Source organism: Camelimonas sp. FR25 (genome assembly GCF_059740505.1).
On record NZ_JCAWFG010000103.1, the window covers coordinates 122,495 to 144,703 of the forward strand.

A 22,209-nucleotide genomic window follows, 5' to 3' on the forward strand; every position below is an offset into this window, starting at 1 on the left:
CGCTTACAGTCTGCTGTTGCGGCGCCCGCCAGCCATGCCCGGCGACATCACCAATAAACCAGGGCCCTCGACAGCCGCGCCGCGCCCGCGTCATCATGGCGTCCGCAGCGACGGAGCAGGGGAGCGGCGGTCGGCGCGGCCGCGCAGACACTGTGTGGAGGCAAGCCATGGGCGTACGCGACAGCATCGAGGCGTTTCAGGACGACATCATCGCCTGGCGACGCGACATCCACGCCTGGCCGGAGCTGGGCTTTGAGGAGACGCGCACGGCTGATTATGTCGCCACGCTGCTCGAACAATGGGGCGTGGAGGTGCATCGCGGCGTCGGCAAGACGGGGGTGGTCGGCGTGGTGCGCGGCCGTCAGGCGGCCAACGGCGGCAATGCCCGCCGCATCGGGCTGCGCGCTGATATGGACGCGCTGCCGATGGATGAGGCGACCGGCCTCAGCTTCGCCTCGCAAAATCCCGGCCGCTTCCATGGCTGCGGCCATGATGGCCACACCGCCATGCTGCTGGGCGCCGCGCGCTATCTCGCCGCCAGCCGGGATTTTGACGGCGTGGTGCACCTGATTTTCCAGCCAGCCGAAGAAGGTCTCGGCGGCGCCCGGGCCATGCTGGCCGACGGGCTGTTCTCGCGCTTTCCCTGCGATGAGATTTACGCCTTGCACAACGCCCCGGCCGGGGTCACCGGCCAGATCGGCGTCTGCAAGGGGCCAGCCATGGCCGGAGCGGACTTTTTCGACATTGAGATCACCGGCAAGGGCGCCCATGGGGCCATGCCGAACGCCGGCGTCGATCCGGTGATGGTCGCCACGGCCCTCGCCCAGGCCATGCAGACCATCGTCAGCCGCAACCTCGATCCGCACCAGCCGGCGGTGGTGTCGATCACCCAGATTCACGCTGGCTCCGCCTATAATGTCATTCCGGAAAAGGCGACGCTGGCTGGCACGGTGCGCGCCTTCGATGACCGGGTGCTGCGGAAAATCCGCGCCCGCATCGAGGCGCTGGCCGACGGCGTCGCCTCAGCCTATGGCGCGAGCGCGCGGGTGGATATCCGCAACGTGTTCAGCGTGCTGGTCAATTCTGACGCCCATTGCGACGCCGCCGCCGCCACGGCGCGCGATCTGTTCGGCGCCGACAGCGTGCGCCTCGATGAAACGCCGAAAATGGGCAGCGAGGATTTCGCCGACATGCTGCAGCAGACGCCCGGCGCCTATTTATGGCTGACCGGCAAGCACACCGCGCCGCTGCACAATCCGGCGTTCCTGTTAGATGAGGACATGCTGCCCATCGGCGCAGCCCTGCTCGCCGGCATCGCCGAACGCCGCGCCAGCGCCTGAGCTGCTGGGCGGTCTGACTTGGCCTTGCCGGGGAGGGGGGCGTTCCGCATCGGCCTTTGGTTGTCGCCTTAGCTGCGTCATGCCCGTGCTTGTCACGGGCATCCACGTCTTTCCACGCTGACCATATCGCTGCGGTCGCCGGCGCACGATGGGTCAAACGCGTGGATGCCCGTGACAAGCACGGGCATGACGGGGAGGGGACAGGCCAGGGCGCGGCGCCCACAAAAAAACCTCCGCGCCAGGCGGAGGTTTTTCGATTGCGGCGATGGCTGCCGGCGTTGGTCAGTCGAGCAGCATGCGCTTGAGCAGCTCGACCTCTTCCGACAGCGCCCGGTCTTCGCCTACGGCCTTGTCGATCTTGCGCACGGCGTGCAGCACGGTGGTGTGGTCGCGGCCGCCGAACCTGCGGCCGATCTCCGGCAGCGAGCGCAGGGTGAGCTGTTTCGACAGATACATGGCGATCTGGCGCGGCTTGACCACGGCGGCGGTGCGGCGTTCGGACAGGATGTCGGCGCGCGACACATTATAGCGCGTCGCCACCAGCTTCTGGATGTCCTCGATCTTGACGCGCTTGGGCTCGCGGGTGCGGACCAGGTCGCGAATGGCGTTCTCGGCGGTCTCCACCGTGATCTCGCCGCCCGACAGCGTGGTGTGGGCGAGCAGGCGGTTCACGGCGCCGTCGAGGTCGCGGCCGTTGGTGGTGATCACCGAGGCGACATAAGTCACGACCTCCGGCCCAACCACGAAGGCCGGGTGCTTGACCTGCATGGCGGCGATGCGCGCCTGCAGGATCGAGGTGCGCAGGGCGTCGTCGAGCGGGCCCATCTCGACCACGAGGCCGCCGGCGAGGCGGGAGCGCACGCGCTCGTCCAGGGTCTCGAGTTCGCTCGGCGGCCGGTCGGCGGCGACGACGATCTGGCGACCGGCGTCGATCAGCGCGTTGACCGTATGGCCGAACTCCTGCTGGATCGACTTGCCCTGGATGAACTGCACGTCATCGAGCACCAGGAGGTCGATGGCCCGCAGCCGCTCCTTGAAGGCCAGCGCCGTCTGCGATTTCAGCGCATTGACGAAGCCATACATAAAGCGGTCGGCGGTGAGATAGATCACCTTGCGGCCACGGCGCTCCATCTCCTGGGAGACGGCCTGCAGCAAATGGGTTTTGCCGAGGCCAACGCCAGCGTGCAGGAAAAACGGGCTGTACAGCGGCGCGCCGCCATCATGGGCGGCGATACGCTCGGCGGCGGCGTGCGCCAGCGCGTTAGAACGGCCGACGACAAAATTCTCGAAGGTCAGACGGGCGTCGAGGGCGTTGCCGACCATGTCGGCATCGCCGCTGGCGGACGGGCTCTGGGAGGCGGCTGGCGCGGCGGTGGGCGCAGCAGGAGCCGACGCCTGGGCCTGGGCGGCGCGGGCTGGCGCAGCCGCCGGCGCAGAAGCTGTGGCGATGCGGGCCGGCTGGGCCTGGCGCGGCGTCTCATCGGGCATACGTGGCGAGATCACCGCGCCGCCCGCCGAACGCACGCCAATGATCAGGCGGGTGATATCCGGAAAGCTGCCACGGAAAATGCCGAGCACGCGGTCGAGGTAATTGGCTTCGATCCAGCTCTTGAGGAAGCGGGTCGGCACCGTCAGCCGCGCGACCTCGCCAGAGATGGCGTCGAGCTCCAGCCGGCCAAACCAGCTCGAAAACACGTCTTCGCCGAGTTCGGCGCGCAGGCGACGGCGGACATTGTCCCAGGCGGCGGCGCGGTCGTCGCCCGCCATGTCGTCCAGAGTGTCGAGGGCGTGATCCGCAGACGCGCGATCCCGGATGCTGGAACCATTTCCGGCAACGCTGATCTCACCCTTTAGCATCCCTGCATACTCCGTATTGGTCACGCGGCGTCAGCCCATCTACAGGGTTGTCGCCACGTCAACTGGGTCCGCCGGGTCAGCACGGACCCGGTCAGCGTCCGCCATTTCAAGGCAGTCGCCGATAACGAAAGTGTAAAATCGCCGAAAGACGCGGCCGGTCAGGCGCAGTCGATAACAGTTGCGCGCCGGCGCCTGCGGAAACGAAGAAATGTTATATCTTCTTCCCGCCTGTGCTTGCGAATTTACGTAAAACAACTTGAGGAGAACTCGGGCGACCCGAGTGAAGTGACCTTACATGGGCGCCCCGGGGGCCGCAACTCGCTTGTTGGCAACTTTCGCCGCCGCCGCGCGTCTGATAGGCCCGCCAGCCGCCGCCGTCGCGGCGGCCTGCGCCACAACCCCTTGAACGTCCGTGATTTTCCCGCCGTTTTTCGGGGGTGTTGCGCATTCATGACATTCATATGATTGCGATGCGAAGCGGGCGCCGCTGGCGCCCAGGGCGCGCCCGATTCGATTGGATTCAGGTGCTTTGCAGCATAACCATATGGTATATATGGCTTTTGTCTGCGCGCTTCCATTTGGCGAGCAGCGTCATGCGGCTGTAATAACCGACGCCCCCTGTCAATGACATAAACCTGCCAAAATTCCGCGCCTGCGCCGTGACGCCACTGTCATCGGGACAATAAAAAAGGCGCAGCGACCAGCGCTGCGCCTTCCTTGATGCACGTCGGGTTGATCAGGCGCTGAGCGCCTTGACCCGGCTCGCCAGGCGCGAAACCTTGCGCGAAGCGGTGTTCTTGTGCAGCACGCCCTTCTGGGCTGCGCGCATGATTTCCGGCTGGGCGTTGCGCAGGGCAGTCGCCGCAGCAGCCTGGTCGCCGCCAGCGATCGCCTCTTCCACCTTGCGCAGGAAAGTGCGCATGCGGCTCTTGCGGCTCTTGTTCACAGCCGTACGAGCGAGGATCTTCCGGGTCGCCTTTTTGGCCGACGATGTGTTGGCCATCGCGCCGTCCTTGTGTTTGTCCGGGTCGTCTCCGGCTTGCCGGGACGACGCTTCGGGAAGTGAAAAATGATGCGGACGGCGCCGGGCCGTCCTGTTGGCTGGCTTATAGGTTGGGACGTCCGCCGCGTCAATCTGGGGCTGGCTGAATCTGGAAGATTTCCATCACCAGCCCCCGCCACGGCCCTTCTGCGTCGATAAACAGGCGTAACGCCATGGCGCAACAGGCGAAAACCAGCAGGGGACGGATCAGCGCCGCGCCCTTGCGGATGGCGAAACCCGCGCCGATGCGCGCGCCTGTCCAGGCGCACAGGCCCATCAGCAGGCCCAGCGGCCACGCCATCGGCTGGGTGAGGGCCAGAATCGCAAGGCCAGCGGCGTTGGAGGCGAAGTTCAGCGCCTTGGCCCGCCCCGTGGCGCGGGTGACGCCAAGGCCAAGCAGGCCAACAAAGGCCAGCATCAGCAGTGATCCGGTGCCCGGCCCGAATACGCCGTCATAAAAGCCGATGGCAGGCGCCAGCGTCAGGGTGAACAGCAGCGGGGTGATGCGCTGGTCGCGGTCGGCGTCGCTGAGTTTGCGCGACAGGCCCATATAAAGCGCGATGGCGATCAGCATGGGCGGCATGAAGGCGCGGAGGAAGCCAGTCGGCAGCACGCTGACCAGCAGCGCCCCGCCGACAGAGCCCAACGCCGCCATGGCGAACATCGGCCCGGTCTGGCGCCAGTCAATCAGCCCGGCGCGGGTGAAGGCGAAGGTGGCCGAACCCGAGCCGAAGCTCGCCTGCAATTTATTGACGGCGAGGGCGCTGCCGGGCTGGAAGCCGGCCAGCAACAGCGCCGGCAGCACCAGCAGCCCGCCGCCGCCGGCGATGGCGTCAATCAGGCCCGCAAGAAAAGCCAGCCCGGCGAGCAGGGCGACCACGCCGATGGTCAGGCTGGCCCCCGCCGTCATGGCGCCGCCCCAGTCGAGCGGCGTGTTGAGCAACTGCTGCAAGGGCGCGAGGGGGGCGGCGAATTCGCCTGCGAACATGGCGGTGGTCCTCGCAGTGGTCGTCGCCATTGTCGTCGCCATTGTCGTCGCAACTGTCGTGGGGGATGACGCCGGAGACGTGGCGCGCCAGCGTCGCTGGGCGCGTCCGGCGCGGGATGCGCCAGACAAAACGCCCCGCCGTGGGCCGGCGGGGCGTTGGTGTTATACCGTTGTCGCGGGTCTCGCCAGCGCCGTCAGGCGGCGGGCGTCAGGGTGGGCGCGGGCCTGTCACGGCCGACCAGCCCGCAAACCCCAATGGCGCGCCGTGAGGTAACTGGCTGCGTCGCGGCGCCTGGCCTTCGCCGGCCCGGGTCACGAATTGGTGAAGTTCGGCGGACGCTTGGCGACGAAGGCGGACATGCCTTCCTTCTGGTCGGCGGTGGCGAACAGGGCGTGGAACACGCGGCGCTCAAAGCGCACGCCTTCCGACAGGGTGGTCTCGAAAGCGCGGTTCACCGTCTCCTTGGCCAGCATCACCGACGGCAGCGAGAAGGAGGCGATGGTCTCGGCGGCCTTGAAGGCCTCCTCGAGCAGCTTGTCGGCGGGCACGACGCGGGCGACGAGGCCGGAGCGCTCGGCTTCCTCAGCGTCCATCATGCGGCCGGTGAGGCACAGGTCCATGGCCTTGGCCTTGCCGACGGCGCGGGCGAGGCGCTGGGTGCCGCCGATGCCGGGGATGACGCCAAGCTTGATCTCGGGCTGGCCGAATTTGGCGTTATCTGCGGCGATGATCATGTCGCAAATCATCGCCAGCTCGCAGCCGCCGCCGAGGGCGAAGCCAGCCACCGCGGCGATCATCGGCTTGCGGCGGGCGGCGATGCGGTCGCCGGTGATGAAGAAGTCTTCCAGATAGGTGGCCGGATAGGTCTTCTCTTCCATCTCCTTGATATCGGCGCCGGCGGCGAAGGCGCGCTCGGAGCCGGTGATCAGGATGGCGCCGATATTGGCGTCGGCCTCGAAGCCGTCGAGCGCCAGATTCAGCTCGTTCATGAGCTGGGCGTTCAGGGCGTTCAGGGCCTTCGGACGGTTCAGCGTGATGACGCCGACCTTGCCGCGCGTTTCGGCGATGATGGTTTCGTAGCTCATATGCGACCCCCTGGCCTTCAACGGATGTCTGCGTCGACGGGCTGTTCCGCCACGCCTGAAAAACCCTGACCGCGCCAAGGTAGCGCATCGCGCAAGCCGGGCGGCCACATGATAATCCTGGCGGATAATCCGGCCATGACTAGCCTGGCGCCATGGCCCCAGTCCATGGGGATTTCAGCGCCGCCGCCGTGCGCAGGCGCCCAAGGGTCAGCGTCTGCACGCAGTTCTGGACGCTTGCACGACGCCGTCAGGCGACGGGTCCCGGCGCGCGTTCAGCTCAGCGCTCATCCCATGTAGCAGGACTGCGCGCGTCAGCTCTGGCACGCAGCGCACCAGAAGGTCGAGCGGCCTGACTGGACATCGCGGCGAATGGTTCCGCCGCAGCCCGGCGTCGGGCAGGCGGCGCCGGTGCGGTCATAGACCCGGAACGCGTGCTGGAAGTATCCCAGCGCCCCATCGGTATGGCGAAAATCGGCGAGGGTGGAGCCGCCGGCCGCCACCGCCTCGTGGAGCACGTCGCGAATGGCCGTGGCCAGCAAGCTTGCTTCGGCAGCGGTGACGGCGCCTGCCTTGCGGAACGGCGACAGATGCGCCCGGTGCAGCGCCTCGCTCACATAAATATTGCCGAGGCCGGCGATCAGCCGCTGGTCGAGCAGCGCCGCCTTCAGGGGCGCTGCTTTGCCGGCGAACAGCCGCAACAGCGCCTCGCCGCCCAGCGCATTGCCCAGTGGTTCGAGGCCGATATTGCGGAACAGCGGATGCGCTTCGAGGCCGGCGCGCGGGATCAGCTCCATGAAGCCAAAGCGCCGGGCGTCATTATAGACGATGCTGACGCCGCTCCTGAGGTGCAGCAGCACATGATCATGCGGCGAGCTCCCACGGGCGGCGGCGTTGGCCGCGCCATAATAGAACGCGCCCGGGGCCTGCCCCGCCCCATCCGGGCTGTGAATGGTGAAGCGGCCCGTCATGCCCAGATGCATGACAAGGGTGTCGCCAGACGTGAGATCCGCCAGCAGATATTTGGCCCGTCGCCCCAGCGCCAGCACGTTCTGGCCCGTCAGCCGCTCGGCGAACCCTTCCGGAAACGCAAAGCGCAGATTGGGCCGGCGCAGCTCGACCTGGGCGATGGTCGCGCCAACGAGGCTGGGCTCAAGGCCACGACGGACGGTTTCGACTTCGGGTAGTTCCGGCATGAGAGGCTCCGGTGCGGCGCGGGGCGGCACGTTACGCCATATTGGTCGCATTGCCACAAGGGCGGCGCCTCTGACGTTGCGGTAGGCCGGAATGCGGCGGGCAGGGGCGGGCGCGCTGGATGGGCTGGGCGCCAGGCGCCTTGCGGTTGCGCACATGGCGGCTGGCGTTCATATCCCTGCATGGCGGCCCGTCGCATCATCCGCTATGTTGCCGCCTGCGAAAGGATGGCCCCATGACTGCCCGGACTGAGGACGGAACCGCTGACGCTGCTGGCGAGGCCGGCAAGGCGCGCACGCATTTCGGCTTTTCCACCGTCGACCTCGACAGCAAGCAGGAGCTTGTCGACGACGTCTTCCACAAGGTCGCCAAACGCTATGACGTGATGAACGACCTGATGTCGGGCGGGCTGCACCGGGCCTGGAAGGCCGACATGGTGGCGGCGCTCAATCCCTCGCCAAACCGGGCGCTGAAGGTGCTGGATGTGGCGGGCGGCACTGGCGACGTCGCCTTCCGCACCTTGCGGGCCGGCGGCGACAGCACCCAGGTCACGGTGCTCGACATCAACCGCGAGATGCTGGCGGTGGGGCGTGAGCGGGCCGGCGATGAGTTCGGCGACCGCATCGAATTCGTCCAGGGCAACGCCGAGGACCTGCCGTTCCCGGATAATTCGTTCGATGCCTACACCATCGCGTTCGGCATCCGTAACGTGCCGCGGCTGGAGAAGGCGATCTCGGAGGCCTATCGCGTATTGCGTCGCGGCGGGCGCTTCCTGTGCCTCGAATTCTCCAATGTCGACATGCCGGGGCTCGACAAGATTTATGACGCCTATTCGTTCCATCTGATCCCGGCCATGGGCCGCATGGTGACCGGCGACGCCGAGCCTTACCGTTATCTGGTGGAATCGATCCGCAAATTCCCCAACGCCGCGCTGTTCTCGGCCATGATCATGGACGCTGGCTTCACGCGGGTGAAGGCGCGACCGATGACCGGCGGCATTGTGGCCCTGCACTCGGGATGGAAGATCTGAGCCTGTGATCAGCACCCTGATTTACGGCGCACGACTGGTTGGCGTTGGCTTCGTGTTTGCGCGCGAGGGCGCGCTGGCGCTTGTCGATCCGGCCATGCTGCCGCCGCCGGCGCGGCTGGGCCTGCGCCTCGCGCGGCTGGTCGAGCGCCGGGGGGCTGGCGCCGCTCAGGGCGCGGCGGCGGGCGAAGGCCGGCTGGCGGCGGCGCTGACCCGGCTGGGCCCCAATTGGGTCAAGCTCGGCCAGTTTATGGCCACCCGCCCCGACGTGGTCGGGGTCAGGATCGCCCGCGAGCTGGAGCGGCTGCAGGATCGCATGCCGCCATTTCCCACCGCCCAGGCGCGCGCCATTATCGAGCAGTCGCTCGGGCGGCCCTTCAACGAGATTTTCATCGAATTCAGCGAACCGGTCGGCGCCGCCTCCATCGCCCAGGTGCATATGGCGCGGCTGGCGCCTGGCGCCCGGCGCAAGGCCGGCGAGGCCGACACGGCTGGCCCCGACGCTGACCTGGTGGCGGTCAAGGTGCTGCGCCCTGGCGTGCGGGCGCGCTTCCAGCGTGACCTTGGGGCCATGCGCTTCGCCGCCCGCGCCACCGAGAAGCTGCTGCCCTCGATGCGCCGGCTGCGGCCTGTGGAGGTGGTCGACACTTTGGCCCGTTCGGTGGCCATCGAGATGGATCTGCGGCTGGAGGCGGCGGCGCTGTCGGAGATGGCCGCCAATACCGCGGACGATCCGGGCTTCCGCACGCCGCGCGTCGAATGGGGATTCACCGAACGCGATGTGATGACCAATGAGTGGATCGACGGCGTCAAGCTGACCGATCTGGCGGCGGTCGACGCCGCCGGCTACGACCGCAAGCTGCTCGCCGCCAATATCATCCAGTCATTCCTGCGCCACGCCTTGCGCGACGGCTTTTTTCACGCCGACATGCACCCTGGCAATCTGTTCATCGACCGCAAGGAGCGGCTGGTGGCGGTGGATTTCGGCATCATGGGCCGGCTGGGGCACAAGGAGCGGCGCTTCCTCGCCGAGATCCTCTACGGCTTCATCGCCCGCGACTACCGTCGCGTCGCCGAGGTGCACTTTGAAGCCGGCTATGTACCGGCCTCGCATAATATTGATGACTTCGCCCAGGCCATCCGCGCCATCGGCGAGCCGATCCATAACCGGCGCGCCGACGAAATCTCCATGGGCCGCTTGCTGACGCTGCTGTTCGAGGTCACGGCGCTGTTTGAGATGCAGACCCGGCCCGAGCTGGTGATGCTGCAAAAAACCATGGTGGTGGTGGAGGGCGTCGCCCGCAGTCTTGATCCGCATCTCGACATGTGGACCACCGCCGACCCGGTGGTGCGCGACTGGATCACCCGCAATCTCGGGCCGGTGGGCCGGCTCGAAGAGGTTGGGCGCGGCGCCCAGGCGCTGATGCACCGGCTGGGGCAATTGCCCGACACGCTGGAGCGCGGCGAGCGGGTACTGGCGCGGCTGGAGCGGGCCACCGAATCCGGCTTCTCGCTCAGCCCGGACAGCACCGACCGCATAGGCCGGGCCGAGGCGCGCGGCATGCGCATGACCAGCCTCGCCCTGTGGGTGATCGCTGTCCTGCTGCTGGTGATGGTCTGGCGGATGTGAGCTGGGGCGGGCCCGGCGGGTTTTTCTCCGGGATGTGACGGAATTCCCCCTACGGCGTATATTGCCAAGGTCGGTGGCTTGCTTCAGTCATGAGGCGCCGGCCATGACGCTTGGTCACGACAAAAAGCGCAAGGCGGGCCTGAGGTCGCCAGGGTCAAACCGGGCCAAGGCGCACAGAGCCAGGCCGGGTGGAGCCAGGCCGGGTGGAGCCAAGCCGGACGGGGCCAGTTCGAGCGGTGCCGTCCCGAGACCGGCCAGATCATGGCGGCGGCGCTGGCCGTCGCCTGGACAGGAATAACGCGGCCCCGCGCTTCGCCGCGCGCCGCACGACGGTCGCCCCGTGCGGGCGGCGCAATGAGGGGAGAGGTCCATGCTGTCTGGTCACCGGATATTGCTGGTCATTGGCGGCGGCGTCGCCGCTTACAAGGCGCTCGATCTCATTCGCCGGCTCAAGGAGCGGGGCGCGGTCGTGCGCTGCGTGATGACAAAAGGCGCGCAAGAATTCGTCACGCCGCTGTCGGCCGCCGCCCTCTCCCAGGAAAAAGTCTTCACCGATCTGTTTTCGCTGACCGACGAAGCCGACATCGGCCACATCAAGCTGTCGCGGGATTCAGACCTGATCGTCGTCGCCCCGGCGACGGCGGATCTCATGGCCAGGGCCGCCAATGGCCTCGCCAATGATCTGGCCACCAATGTGCTACTGGCCACCGACAAGCCAGTGCTGATGGCGCCAGCCATGAACCCGCGCATGTGGTCGCATCCGGCCACGCGCCGCAACGCCGAGATTTTGGCCGCTGACGGCGTCATGTTCGTCGGTCCCAATTCCGGCACGATGGCGGAACGTGGCGAATCCGGGCTTGGCCGCATGGCCGAGCCGCTGGAGATCGTCGCGGCGATCGAGGCGGCGCTGGCCCGGGGGACCCTGGGGCAGAAGGCCTCCTCCGCCGCCCAGGTCGGCTATCAGAATGTGATCTATCAGGGTCAGGGCCCCGGCAAGCCGCCGCCTGGCCCGGGCCGGCTGCAGCCCCAGGGGCCGCTGAGCGGTCTGCGCGTCCTGGTCACCTCCGGCCCGACCCATGAGCCAATTGATCCGGTGCGCTACATCGCCAACCGCTCTTCAGGCCGCCAGGGGCATGCCATCGCCTTCGCCGCCGCCCAGGCCGGGGCGCATGTGACGCTGGTCAGCGGTCCGGTGACGCTGCCTGATCCGCCCGGCGTGCATATGGTCAAGGTGGAGAGCGCCCGTCAGTTGCTTGAGGCGGTGAAAGTGGCGCTGCCAGCTGACGCCGCCGTGTTCACCGCGGCAGTGGCCGACTGGCGCGTCGCCGGCGCCGCCGACGAAAAGATCAAAAAGACCGCCTCAGGCGCGCCGCCGAGCCTCGGCCTGGTCGAGAACCCCGACATCCTCGCCAGCATCTCGCGTCTGAAGAAGGGGCGCCCCACCCTGGTCGTTGGCTTCGCCGCCGAGACCGAGAAGGTGCTGGAACATGCCCAGGCCAAGTTGGCGCGCAAGGGCTGCGACTGGATCGTCGCCAATGACGTTTCGCCGGAAAGCGGCGTGATGGGCGGCGATCGCAACACTGTTCATCTGCTGACGGCTGATGGCGTCGAGGATTGGCCGACAATGACCAAGGACGAGGTGGCGCGTCGCCTTGTCGCCCGCATCGCCGACACACTGGCCCGTGGCGGGCCGGGCGCGGCATGATGGGTGAGGTGCGTCTGCTGCGGCTGGCTCACGCCGTGGGACTGGCCGCTCCGGCCTATGCCAGCGCGGGCGCGGCGGGCTTTGACCTGCGCGCCGCCTGCGACGGCGACATCGAGCTGGCGCCTGGCGCGCGGGCGCTTGTGCCGACTGGCTTCTGCGTCGCCGTGCCGACAGGCTGGGAAATTCAGGTGCGGCCACGCTCGGGCCTTGCGGTCAGGCATGGCGTCACCGTGCTCAACACGCCTGGCACCATCGACAGCGACTATCGCGGCGAGGTGATGATCTGCCTGATCAATCTTGGCGATGCTTCCTTCACCATCCGGCGCGGTGACCGTATCGCCCAGGCAGTGGTGGCCCAGGCGCCGCAATGGCGCCTGAGCGAAGTGACCGAGCTGGATGCAACCGCCCGCGGCGCCGGCGGCTTCGGCTCGACCGGCGTGGGCTGAGCCGACCTGCTGCCGCGCGGGGCGCGAGCGCCCCGTCCATGCCTGAGCATCGCGGCTCCCGGCCCTGCGTCGGGCTGTTGCCGCCGCCAAAGCGTGCGGCCATGCTGCGTCCCACCGCCACGGTTGAGGTGGGGATGGGGGGCGCCTAATTTACGATTCCTGAAGTGAAAAGCTTCCTTCGCACGGAGCATGCTGTTAAAACGCATGACCCCGGCGACGGAGGTGTTGCGTGCTGCCCAGGCAAAGCCCCATCTGACCTTGTGTCTGACAGGGCAGGGATCGCCTGGCGCAGCTTTATGGCAGTGATCGGGCGCCTGGCGACACGGTCACGGCCTCACGCGCCGACCAATGGGCTGGTCCGCCGCACGTGGGATGGCCACGCCATCAGCGTAGCGCGGCTGGACGATCGCCGACAGCCATCCCGCCATCCGTTGGCAGGAAGAGTGATCCGGCGGCGGTCCGCTTACGTATTGCACTCGCGAAGCTGCGCCCGGCTTCGCTGCACACGTCTGGAAGAGCGCCTGTGCGCCAGCGCGCGGCTGGCCTGGGCTAACGCAAGGGAGAATGCGCCATGATGCTGTTGTCGCGACGAAGCGTACTTGCCATCGCAGCGGTGGTTGACGTCGCGTTACACGCCAGGCCGCTCCCGGTGGCCGCCAAATTGCTGGCGGCCCGTCACAAGCTTCCGCCCCGTCATCTGGAAACCGTGCTGCAGACCCTGGTGCGCGCCGGTATTCTCAAGGGCGTGCGCGGCCCGCGCGGCGGCTACGAGCTGGCGCGCGAGCGTCGCCGCATCAGCGCCGGTCATATCGTGCGCGCCGTCATGTCGGCGAGCGAGGATGATGGGTTGCCGCCGCTGCCCGAGAGCCGGCTCGTGGAGCAGGTGATCGAGCCCGCGGTGAAAGACGCCGGCGAGGCCTTTCTGACACGGCTCGACAGTGTCACGGTGGAGGACTTGTGCCGCTCGGCCGAGGCGCGGCGGGTGTTTGGTGATTCCACAGCGCCTATGGATTTCACAATCTGAACCGTGGATTGTTTATTTACACAGCGACACGCAGCTTTATACTGCAGGCGACAATGAAGGGTGCCGCCATTGCGCCGGGCGCGAAGCGCGCCGCGAAACTCTGGCGGCTCCGGGCGCTGCGCCGCCTGGCGCGTTAATCTGGCGGCGGCAGGCTGCGGCCAGCAGCGGCCAGCAGCGGGCTCGGGCTTCGCCCAATCGTCTGGCGCCAGCGCGCCTTCCCCGTCAGCCTGGCTGATGGATCAGAAGGGGCGATGGTCAGGAAATGCTGGAGCACGATCCGTGGCGGATCACGCTCTTTGTGACCGTAGGAGCAAATCATGGCTGATCAGGCATCCAGCAGCGCGGGCGGCAAAGCCCCCGGTCGCGGCCGTATCTACGATTCAATCACCCAGACCATTGGCGATACGCCGCTGGTGCGGCTGAGCCGCCTGGCGGCCGAGAAAGGCGTCAAGGCCAATCTCCTCGCCAAGCTCGAGTTCTTCAACCCGATCTCCAGCGTCAAGGACCGTATCGGCGTCAGCATGATCGATGCGCTGGAAGCCGAGGGCCGCATCGCCCCAGGCGCGACGCTGATCGAGCCGACCTCGGGCAACACCGGCATCGCCCTGTCGTTTGTCGCCGCCGCCCGGGGTTATCGCCTGATCCTGGTGATGCCGGAGACCATGTCGATCGAGCGCCGCAAGATGTTGCAGCTGCTCGGCGCCCAGCTTGAGCTGACGCCTGGCGCCCAGGGCATGCGCGGCGCCATCGCCCGCGCCCAGGAACTGCACGGCCAGATCCCTGGCTCTATCATTCCGCAGCAGTTCGCCAATCCGGCCAATCCGGCGATTCACCGCGCCACCACTGCTGAAGAAATCTGGAACGATACCAACGGCCAGGTGGATTATTTCGTCTCGGGCGTCGGCACCGGCGGCACCATCACCGGCGTCGGTCAGGTGCTGAAGCAGCGCAACCCGGGCGTGAAGATCGTTGCGGTGGAGCCGGAGGATAGCCCGGTGCTGTCGGGCGGCCAGCCCGGCCCGCACAAAATCCAGGGCATCGGCGCCGGTTTCGTGCCAGACGTTCTCGATCGCGCCGTGATCGACGAAGTGATCACCGTCGGCAACCAGACCGCGTTTGACACCGCCCGCCAGCTCGCCCGCGTCGAGGGCGTGCCCGTCGGCATCTCGTCCGGCGCAGCTGTGGCCGCGGCGCTGGAGCTGGGCGCACGCCCCGAGGCGGCCGGCAAGAACATCGTCATCATCATCCCGTCCTTCGCCGAGCGTTATCTGTCGACGCCGCTGTTCGAAGGCCTCTGAGAGACCTGCCGGCGCCCCACCGGCGCCCGCGCTGAAAACCAGGAACGCGCCGTCACTGACGGCGCGTTCCTGCATTCTGGACCTGCTCTGGCGGCAGCTCGGCCGGCTGGGGCTGCTGCGGGCTGAGCGGCGTCATCAGCCAGTCGTCGACGAACCGGCGAAGGCTATCTGGCGATCAGGCCGCCAGTCATGCCTAGATGGGTGGCTGCTAGCGCGCCAGCATCCTGACATGGACAGCCGCAGGGGCCTGACCGCCGCGCAATGAGCGTGGCTCACCGCGCCGTAGCGTCAGTTCTTCGCCACGAAATCGTCGACGAGGATGGGGCCGAACAGCACCCAGCGCTTGCCGTCGAAGCGCATCATCTGGAACTGCTTGTTGATGCGGTAATCATCCTTGGTCGTGGTCGACATGCCGGGGAGGGAAAGATCCGGCGTGAAGTTCTGGATGTTGGTCGCCTGTTTGATGACGTTGGCGCGGGTCAAATTGTCGCCAGCCTGCTTCAGAATCTGCTCAAGGAACTGCGCCGTCGAATAGCCATAGGTGGCGATGCCGCTGTCAGCGTCTTCATTCGGCGCCCATTGCTTCATGAAGGCCTTGTAGCGCTTCATGCCCGGATCGTCGGCCCATTGCGGATCCAGCGGGTCCTTGCCGTAATTGACCGAGATGATGTCCTTTGAGTTCTCAAGGCCAGCCGGCACCAGGGTCTGGCTCACTGGCGTGGCGTTGATGTCCATGATGTGCACCGGCTTCCAGCCCATTTCGGCGGCCTTCTTGATGGCCTGGGCGGCGAAGCGCGGCGTCGACATATTGTAGAACAGATCAGCGCCAGAGGACCGCAGCTTCACCATCTGCGCGTCAATGGTCGGGTCGCTGAGCTCGTAGGACGCCTCCGAGACGATCATGGTCTTGGCCTTGTCGCCGAGCCCGTCCTTCAGGCCCTTGACGTAATCCTTACCGAGGTCGTCGTTCTGATAGAGGATGCCGATCTTGGCGTTGGGGTGGTTGGCCAGAATATATTTGGCGTAAATATGCGCTTCCGACTGGTAATTGGGGTTATAGGCCAGCGTCCAGGGGAAGTTCTTCGGGTCGGTGAAGCGTGTCGCGCCGGTCGAGGCCAAAAGCTGCGGCACTTTCTTCTCGTTGAGATATTTCTGCACCGCCGCGTTGGACGGCGTGCCGATGATCTGGAAGGTGCTGAGCACGCCGTCATTCTCCACCAGGCGGCGCACCTGCTCCACCGCCTTCGGCGGGTTATAGGCGTCGTCATACTGGATGAAGTTGATCTTGCGGCCGTTGATGCCGCCCTTCTCGTTGAGCATGCGGATATAGGCCGCCTGCACGCGGCCAATGCCGCCATAGGCCGACGCCGGACCACTGAGCGGCGTGGTCTGGCCGATCTTGATTTCGGTGTCCGAGGCGCCCTGGTCATATTTCTTTTCGGCGGCTGCCGGAGTGATGAAGGCGGGTCCTGCGAGCGCGGCGACGAGCGCGAGCGCGGCCAGCGCAGGCGTGCTTTTTCTGCTCATGCGTCTTCCTCCTGTGCCCGCGCGTGTCATCGCCGCGCAAGCTCAAGGGTGACGATAGAATTATTGTTATCACAAATATATTCGCCTTCCGGCTGAGGCGATGGCCTGAAACTGGCCGAAAAATCAGTCAATTAGCTGACATATCAGGTCGCTGACCGGCCAGCAGGCGAACAGCTGGCGCATGGCTGGCGCAATGTGTGCGTTGCGACATGCCTTGCCTGCATATGCACGGCAAAGCGAGCAACCGCAGCGGCCATTGGCGCAGTACGCCATGCGGCCGGGCGTGCTGGCCGGAGGAGGGCGGCGGACACACAAACGCCCGGCGCAGGGCCGGGCGTCTGGTCTGGCGTCAGTCTGGTCGATCAGTTGGCCCCTCAGGGTCAGATCTGATCAGCCTTCCTTGGCGTTCTTCATGCGCTTGCGCTCGTTCGGATCGAGGTAGCGCTTGCGCAGACGGATCGACTTTGGCGTCACTTCCATCAGCTCGTCGTCCTGAATCCAGGCCAGCGAGCGCTCCAGCGTCATGCGGATCGGCGGCGTCAGCTTGACGGCCTCGTCCTTCGAGGTGGTGCGGATGTTGGTGAGCTTCTTGCCCTTGAGCACGTTCACTTCAAGGTCGTTGTCGCGGTTATGAATACCGACGAGCATGCCCTGGTACACCTTGACGCCGGCGTCGATGATCATCGGGCCGCGATCTTCAAGGTTCCACAGCGCGTAAGCCACCGATTCGCCCTGTTCGTTGGCGATCAGCACGCCGTTGTTACGGCCGGCCATTTCGCCCTTGTGCGGCTCATAGCCGTGGAACAGGCGGTTCATGATCGCGGTGCCGCGCGTGTCGGTGAGCAGCTCGGACTGGTAGCCGATGAGGCCACGGGTCGGGGCATGGAACACCAGACGCAGGCGATTGCCGCCCGACGGCTTCATCTCGATCATGTCGGCCTTGCGCTCCGACATCTTCTGCACGACCGTGCCGGAATATTCCTCATCGACGTCGATGACGACTTCTTCCATCGGCTCCAGCGTGTCGCCGTTCTCGTCCTGCTTGAACACCACGCGCGGACGCGACACGGCCAGCTCAAAGCCTTCGCGACGCATGGTCTCGATCAGGATCGACAGCTGCAATTCGCCACGGCCCGAGACGAAGAAGCTGTCCTTGTCGGCAGATTCCTCGATCTTCAGCGTCACATTGCCCTCGGCCTCCTTGTACAGGCGGTCGCGGATCATGCGGCTGGTGACCTTGTCGCCTTCGGTGCCAGCCAGCGGGCTGTCATTGACGAGGAAGGACATGGTCACGGTCGGCGGATCGATCGGCTGGGCCTGAATGGCCTCGGTCACCGACGGGTCGCAGAAGGTGTCGGCCACCGAGCCCTTGACCAGGCCGGCGATAGAGACGATGTCGCCTGCCTCACCCACTTCGATCGGCTGACGCTCGATGCCGCGGAAGGCGAGAATCTTGGAGACGCGACCGTTCTCGACCAGATTGCCATGACGGTCGATGACCTTGATGGTCTGGTTTGGCTTCACCGTGCCGGCGGCGATGCGACCGGTGATGATGCGGCCGAGGAACGGGTTCGCCTCAAGCAGCGTGCCGAGCATGCGGAAAGCGCCGGGCTCAACCTTGGCTTCCGGAACGTGCTTCAGCACCAGGTCGAGCAGCGGCTCAAGACCCTGGTCCTTCGGGCCTTCCGGCGTGTCGGCCATCCAGCCGTCGCGGCCCGAACCATACATGATCGGGAAGTCGAGCTGTTCGTCATTGGCGTCGAGCGCCGCGAACAGGTCGAACACCTCGTTGATCACCTCATTGGCGCGGCCATCGGGGCGGTCGATCTTGTTGATGGCGACGATGGGCTTCAGGCCGATTTTCAGCGCCTTGCCGACCACGAATTTGGTCTGCGGCATAGGGCCTTCAGCGGCGTCGACCAGCACGATCACGCCGTCAACCATCGACAGGATGCGCTCAACCTCGCCGCCGAAGTCGGCGTGGCCGGGGGTGTCGACGATGTTGATGCGGGTGTCTTTCCAGACGATCGAGGTCGCCTTGGCCAGAATGGTGATGCCGCGCTCTTTTTCGATGTCGCCGGAGTCCATGACGCGCTCGGCGACGCGCTGGTTCTCACGGAACGAGCCGGACTGCTGCAGCATCTTGTCAACCAGCGTCGTCTTGCCGTGGTCAACGTGGGCGATGATCGCGATATTGCGAAGTGACATATGAAAGGCGCCTGCCTGTGTTTCAGCGCGTGTCGGCTGGAAGCGAACCGGAAATGACAGTTCGACTGGCCGATTCATCAGGGCTGAACACGACCATGCAACGGCAACCGCCCGGTCCCGACGGGACCTGCGCCATTTTTGCTGATGCCCCCATATGCAAGCCCGCGACGCAGGATGCAACCCCCGGAGGACAATCCTGTCATATGAAACAGTGATGTGGCGCATGTGACAGCGCGATCGCAGGCGCAGTCTTGGCCCAATTTTTTCTGGCGTCTGACCGGATTGGGCGCGGCGAGCGGTCGGCGCGGGGCGCGATATTTTGAGGTCGAAACGTCGTGATCGGCGCGCTCAAGGGGGCGATGGGCCGCCCGGATGGCCAGGATGAGGCGCATTTGGCCTTGCGGCCCGTCACGAAAAAAGGGCCGCCCGGCTGATGCGGGCGGCCCTCAAATCTATCGTAGCAGAGGCGAGTTCGCCGCCTCAGAGGCCGAGCTTCCGCTTGCGCTGGGCGAGGGTGCGCAGGCGCAGGGCGTTGAGCTTGATGAAGCCGGCGGCGTCGCGGTGGTCGTAGGCCACGGCGCCTTCCTCGAAGGTCACCAGCTCCTGGTCGTAGAGCGAGTAGGGGCTCTGGCGGCCAATGATGTGGACGCCGCCCTTGTACAGCATCAGGCGGACGTCGCCGGTGACGAACTCCTGGCTCTTGTCGATCAGCGTCTGCAGCATCTCGCGCTCGGGCGAGAACCAGAAGCCGTTGTAGATCAGCTCGGCGTATTTCGGCATCAGCTCATCCTTGAGGTGAGCAGCGCCGCGGTCGAGGGTGATCGACTCAATGGCCCGGTGCGCGTCCAGCAGGATCGTGCCGCCCGGGGTCTCATACATGCCGCGGCTCTTCATGCCGACGAAGCGGTTCTCGACCAGGTCGAGACGGCCAATGCCATTGTCATGGCCCAGCTTGTTGAGATGGGTCAGCAGGGTGGCCGGGCTCATCTTCACGCCATCGATGGCGACCGCGTCGCCCTTCTCAAAGGCGATGGTGATGATGGTCGGCGTATCCGGAGCGTCGAGCGGCGAAATGGTGCGCGAGAAGACGTAATCCGGCACCTCGTCGTTCGGGTCTTCCAGGACCTTGCCCTCGGACGAGGAGTGCAACAGATTGGCGTCGACCGAGAACGGCGCTTCGCCGCGCTTGTCCTTGGCGATCGGGATCTGGTGCTTCTCGGCGAAATCGAGCAGCGCGGTGCGCGAGGTCAGGTCCCATTCGCGCCAGGGGGCGATGACGGTGACGTCGGGCTTCAGCGCATAATAGCCGAGCTCGAAGCGCACCTGGTCGTTGCCCTTGCCGGTGGCGCCATGGCAGACGGCGTCGGCGCCGAGCTTTTCGGCGATTTCGATCTGCTTCTTGGCGATCAACGGGCGGGCGATCGAGGTGCCGAGCAGATAGACGCCCTCATACTGGGCGTTGGCGCGGAACATCGGGAAGACGTAGTCGCGCACGAACTCTTCGCGCAGGTCTTCGATGTAGATGTTCTCGGGCTTGATGCCGAGCAGCAGCGCCTTTTCGCGCGCCGGCTCCAGCTCCTCGCCCTGGCCGAGGTCAGCCGTGAAGGTGATGACCTCGCAGCCATAGGTCGTCTGCAGCCACTTCAGGATGATCGAGGTGTCGAGCCCCCCGGAATAGGCCAGGACGACCTTGTTGACGCGCTTTCCCGTCATGATCTTTCCACTGTCACGCCAGCCCGCATTGGCCGGGCCGGCTTCAAAAAGGCGTTTTCCGTTCAGGCGGCGTCGCCTGGCCGGAAAGCGCCCGGATTGCGATGGCGCGGGCCTGCGCTACGGCAGGCGCCCGCGCCTCTCTTAACCTTGCATACGCGCGCGGACCAGAAGGTCAAGCGTCGCGCCCCGCCGCGCGCCTGCTGGCTGGCGCTCGCGCCGCTTGTTGGGTCGCCTGTTGCGTCCCTTGTTGCGCCGCTTGTTGTGTCCCTTGCCGCCTCTCAGGCCGCCTTCCCGCCAGAAAGACGTGGATGCCCGTGACGAGCACGGGCATGACGGCAGTTGGTCTGGGGTGTCGGGAGCGCCTTCAAGGAGCCGCGGGCGCCCCTCCACTTGCCCCTCCAACTGATCCTCCCCTTGCCATTCCACCTGACGCTCCGCTTGCCGCGCCGCATCTGGCGTCACCGGCGCCCCCGGCCATGCCCGGACGCCGCGGCTCCCACCACCGCCGTCATCCCCGTGCTCGTCACGGGGATCCACGTCTTCTGGCCGCGCCACACGCCAGCCGCAGAGGCGATGCGCCGACGCCCCCGCCGCCCAGAAAACCTCACAACGCGCGCAAACCCGCCCGCGCCCATGCCGTCCTCCCAGGGCCCATCCGCTTGACAAGTCGACAGGGAGCCTGATTTTGCAGCACAGAGGGCGCGGCCCTGCGGCGGCATCGCCGGAGCGCAGGCGCAGGCAGCACAGGGGCGGAGGGCCCACATGGCGCATATTGATATCGCCCGTCGGGTCTATGACCACAGCTGGAAGCTGGACCCGATTGTCCGCGGCCTGCTCGACACCGACTTCTACAAGCTGCTGATGCTGCAGATGATCTGGGGGCTGCGCCGCGACGTGCGCGCCGATTTCACCCTGATCAACCGCTCGAAGGATATCCGCCTCGCCGACCAGATCGACGAGCAGGAGCTGCGCGACCAGCTCGATCACGCCCGCACCCTGCGCTTCTCCAAAAAGGAGATGATCTGGCTGGCCGGCAACACCTTCTATGGCCGCAAGCAGATCTTTGAGCCGGATTTTCTGGCCTGGCTGGCGGAGTTCCAGCTGCCGGAATATGAGCTGCGCCGCGAGGATGGCCAGTTTGTGCTGAATTTCACCGGCCCCTGGACCCACACCTCCATGTGGGAGATCCCGGCGCTGGCCATCGTCAATGAGCTGCGCTCGCGCGCCGCCATGCGCAAGATGGGGCGATTTGATCTCGACGTGCTCTACGCCCGGGCCAAATCGCGGCTGTGGGACAAGGTGGAGCGGCTGCGCCAGCTGCCAGATCTGCGCATTTCCGATTTCGGCACCCGCCGTCGCCACGGCTTTCTGTGGCAGCGCTGGTGCGTTGAGGCGCTGAAGGAAGGCCTCGGCAAGTCGCTGCTCGGCACCTCCAACGTGTTGCACGCCATGGAGACCGACCTCGAAGCCATCGGCACCAACGCCCATGAGCTGCCGATGGTGATGGCGGCGCTGGCCGACAGCGATGAGGAGCGGCTGCTGTCGCCTTATCGCGTGCTCGAATCCTGGAAGAAATATTATGGCGGCAATCTGCTCGTCGTGCTGCCTGACGCCTTCGGCTCCACCACCTTCCTCAAGCACGCCCCGGACTGGGTGGCGGACTGGACCGGGTTCCGCCCGGATTCCAAGCCGCCGATCGAAGGCGGCGAGGAGATCATCGCCTGGTGGCGTCTGAAGGGCCGCGATCCGCGCGAGAAGCTGCTGGTGTTCTCTGACGCCCTCGACGTCTCCTCCATCGAGAAGACCTATCGCCATTTCCATGGCCGGGTTCGCATGAGCTTCGGCTGGGGCACCAACCTCACCAATGATTTTGAGGGCTGCGCCACGGCGTCCGACGTCGACCTGCGCCCGGCCTCGCTGGTGTGCAAGGTGTCCAGCGCCAATGGCCGCCCCGCCGTGAAGCTCTCCGACAATCTGGCCAAGGCGACGGGCACGCCAGAGGCGATCGCCGACTACATGCGGGTGTTCGCTTATGAGGCGCCGGGAGCCCACGCCGCGCCCACCGTCGACGAGGTGGCTTAATACCAGAACCCGATGAGCGTGATAGATCGGGTTCTGGCTAAGCCC

Annotated in this window: 16 protein-coding genes; 8 read left to right on the top strand and 8 right to left on the bottom strand. The window is 66.1% G+C overall.

The annotated features are described in order from the left end of the window. The first annotated feature begins 167 nt into the window (after positions 1–167). Complete coding sequence (locus AC6A67_RS15510) at positions 168–1,340, top strand: M20 aminoacylase family protein (protein WP_498037460.1); 1,173 nt, start codon at positions 168–170, stop codon at positions 1,338–1,340. Between the two features lie 282 nt (positions 1,341–1,622). Here AC6A67_RS15510 and dnaA read toward each other — a convergent pair whose 3' ends face one another. The 5 genes from dnaA to mutM all read right to left on the bottom strand — a co-directional run bounded on the left by dnaA (position 1,623) and on the right by mutM (position 7,506). Next, positions 1,623–3,107 carry a chromosomal replication initiator protein DnaA gene (dnaA, locus tag AC6A67_RS15515; RefSeq protein ID WP_498037573.1) on the bottom strand — a complete coding sequence of 495 codons (1,485 nt, stop codon included), beginning with the start codon at positions 3,105–3,107 and terminating at the stop codon, positions 1,623–1,625. Between the two features lie 826 nt (positions 3,108–3,933). Further along, positions 3,934–4,200: a 30S ribosomal protein S20 gene (gene rpsT, locus AC6A67_RS15520; RefSeq protein WP_498037461.1), complete on the bottom strand. Its 267-nt coding sequence runs from the start codon at positions 4,198–4,200 to the stop codon at positions 3,934–3,936. A gap of 127 nt (positions 4,201–4,327) precedes the next feature. Beyond that, positions 4,328–5,149, bottom strand: a complete 822-nt coding sequence (locus AC6A67_RS15525) for a TSUP family transporter (protein ID WP_498037574.1) — start codon at positions 5,147–5,149, stop codon at positions 4,328–4,330. 390 nt (positions 5,150–5,539) lie between these two features. Next, on the bottom strand, positions 5,540–6,313 hold the full coding sequence (locus AC6A67_RS15530; RefSeq protein ID WP_498037462.1) for an enoyl-CoA hydratase: 774 nt from the start codon (positions 6,311–6,313) through the stop codon (positions 5,540–5,542). 311 nt (positions 6,314–6,624) lie between these two features. Beyond that, entirely contained in the window at positions 6,625–7,506 is an 882-nt protein-coding gene (gene mutM, locus AC6A67_RS15535; protein ID WP_498037463.1) for a bifunctional DNA-formamidopyrimidine glycosylase/DNA-(apurinic or apyrimidinic site) lyase, read from the bottom strand. Positions 7,507–7,739: 233 nt separating this feature from the next. Between mutM and ubiE the strand changes: the two genes are divergently transcribed. From ubiE to cysK, 6 genes are all read left to right on the top strand, one after another. Then, positions 7,740–8,534, top strand: coding sequence for a bifunctional demethylmenaquinone methyltransferase/2-methoxy-6-polyprenyl-1,4-benzoquinol methylase UbiE (ubiE, locus tag AC6A67_RS15540; RefSeq protein ID WP_498037464.1), 795 nt, complete (start codon positions 7,740–7,742; stop codon positions 8,532–8,534). 4 nt (positions 8,535–8,538) lie between these two features. After that, complete coding sequence (gene ubiB / locus AC6A67_RS15545) at positions 8,539–10,161, top strand: 2-polyprenylphenol 6-hydroxylase (RefSeq protein ID WP_498037465.1); 1,623 nt, start codon at positions 8,539–8,541, stop codon at positions 10,159–10,161. Positions 10,162–10,531: 370 nt separating this feature from the next. Beyond that, on the top strand, positions 10,532–11,866 hold the full coding sequence (locus AC6A67_RS15550; protein WP_498037466.1) for a phosphopantothenoylcysteine decarboxylase domain-containing protein: 1,335 nt from the start codon (positions 10,532–10,534) through the stop codon (positions 11,864–11,866). Beyond that, entirely contained in the window at positions 11,863–12,312 is a 450-nt protein-coding gene (gene dut, locus AC6A67_RS15555) for a dUTP diphosphatase (protein WP_498037467.1), read from the top strand. Before AC6A67_RS15550 ends, dut begins: the two co-directional genes overlap by 4 nt. 571 nt (positions 12,313–12,883) lie before the next feature. Further along, on the top strand, positions 12,884–13,336 hold the full coding sequence (locus AC6A67_RS15560; protein ID WP_498037468.1) for an RrF2 family transcriptional regulator: 453 nt from the start codon (positions 12,884–12,886) through the stop codon (positions 13,334–13,336). Between the two features lie 317 nt (positions 13,337–13,653). After that, on the top strand, positions 13,654–14,634 hold the full coding sequence (cysK, locus tag AC6A67_RS15565) for a cysteine synthase A (RefSeq protein ID WP_498037469.1): 981 nt from the start codon (positions 13,654–13,656) through the stop codon (positions 14,632–14,634). A gap of 288 nt (positions 14,635–14,922) precedes the next feature. On the opposite strand, the gene AC6A67_RS15570 is transcribed toward cysK, so the two are convergent. From AC6A67_RS15570 to AC6A67_RS15580, 3 genes are all read right to left on the bottom strand, one after another. Next, entirely contained in the window at positions 14,923–16,161 is a 1,239-nt protein-coding gene (locus AC6A67_RS15570; protein WP_498037470.1) for an ABC transporter substrate-binding protein, read from the bottom strand. Positions 16,162–16,551: 390 nt separating this feature from the next. After that, positions 16,552–18,369, bottom strand: coding sequence for a translational GTPase TypA (gene typA, locus AC6A67_RS15575; RefSeq protein WP_498037471.1), 1,818 nt, complete (start codon positions 18,367–18,369; stop codon positions 16,552–16,554). Positions 18,370–18,849: 480 nt separating this feature from the next. Beyond that, positions 18,850–20,082 (bottom strand): argininosuccinate synthase, encoded by a 1,233-nt coding sequence (locus AC6A67_RS15580; protein WP_498037472.1) that lies wholly within the window; start codon positions 20,080–20,082, stop codon positions 18,850–18,852. Positions 20,083–20,844: 762 nt separating this feature from the next. On the opposite strand from AC6A67_RS15580, the gene AC6A67_RS15585 reads away from it, so the two are divergent. Further along, positions 20,845–22,164, top strand: coding sequence for a nicotinate phosphoribosyltransferase (locus AC6A67_RS15585; RefSeq protein WP_498037473.1), 1,320 nt, complete (start codon positions 20,845–20,847; stop codon positions 22,162–22,164). Positions 22,165–22,209 lie beyond the last annotated feature (45 nt).

Bases quoted from the DNA above. Each gene is read 5' to 3' on its own strand.
- AC6A67_RS15510 (WP_498037460.1), top strand. From the start codon at position 168: ATGGGCGTACGCGACAGCATCGAGGCGTTTCAGGACGACATCATCGCC.
- dnaA (WP_498037573.1), bottom strand. From the start codon at position 3,107: ATGGCGGGCGACGACCGCGCCGCCGCCTGGGACAATGTCCGCCGTCGC.
- rpsT (WP_498037461.1), bottom strand. From the start codon at position 4,200: ATGGCCAACACATCGTCGGCCAAAAAGGCGACCCGGAAGATCCTCGCT.
- AC6A67_RS15525 (WP_498037574.1), bottom strand. From the start codon at position 5,149: ATGACGGCGGGGGCCAGCCTGACCATCGGCGTGGTCGCCCTGCTCGCC.
- AC6A67_RS15530 (WP_498037462.1), bottom strand. From the start codon at position 6,313: ATGAGCTACGAAACCATCATCGCCGAAACGCGCGGCAAGGTCGGCGTC.
- mutM (WP_498037463.1), bottom strand. From the start codon at position 7,506: ATGCCGGAACTACCCGAAGTCGAAACCGTCCGTCGTGGCCTTGAGCCC.
- ubiE (WP_498037464.1), top strand. From the start codon at position 7,740: ATGACTGCCCGGACTGAGGACGGAACCGCTGACGCTGCTGGCGAGGCC.
- AC6A67_RS15550 (WP_498037466.1), top strand. From the start codon at position 10,532: ATGCTGTCTGGTCACCGGATATTGCTGGTCATTGGCGGCGGCGTCGCC.
- dut (WP_498037467.1), top strand. From the start codon at position 11,863: ATGATGGGTGAGGTGCGTCTGCTGCGGCTGGCTCACGCCGTGGGACTG.
- AC6A67_RS15560 (WP_498037468.1), top strand. From the start codon at position 12,884: ATGATGCTGTTGTCGCGACGAAGCGTACTTGCCATCGCAGCGGTGGTT.
- cysK (WP_498037469.1), top strand. From the start codon at position 13,654: ATGGCTGATCAGGCATCCAGCAGCGCGGGCGGCAAAGCCCCCGGTCGC.
- AC6A67_RS15570 (WP_498037470.1), bottom strand. From the start codon at position 16,161: ATGAGCAGAAAAAGCACGCCTGCGCTGGCCGCGCTCGCGCTCGTCGCC.
- typA (WP_498037471.1), bottom strand. From the start codon at position 18,369: ATGTCACTTCGCAATATCGCGATCATCGCCCACGTTGACCACGGCAAG.
- AC6A67_RS15580 (WP_498037472.1), bottom strand. From the start codon at position 20,082: ATGACGGGAAAGCGCGTCAACAAGGTCGTCCTGGCCTATTCCGGGGGG.
- AC6A67_RS15585 (WP_498037473.1), top strand. From the start codon at position 20,845: ATGGCGCATATTGATATCGCCCGTCGGGTCTATGACCACAGCTGGAAG.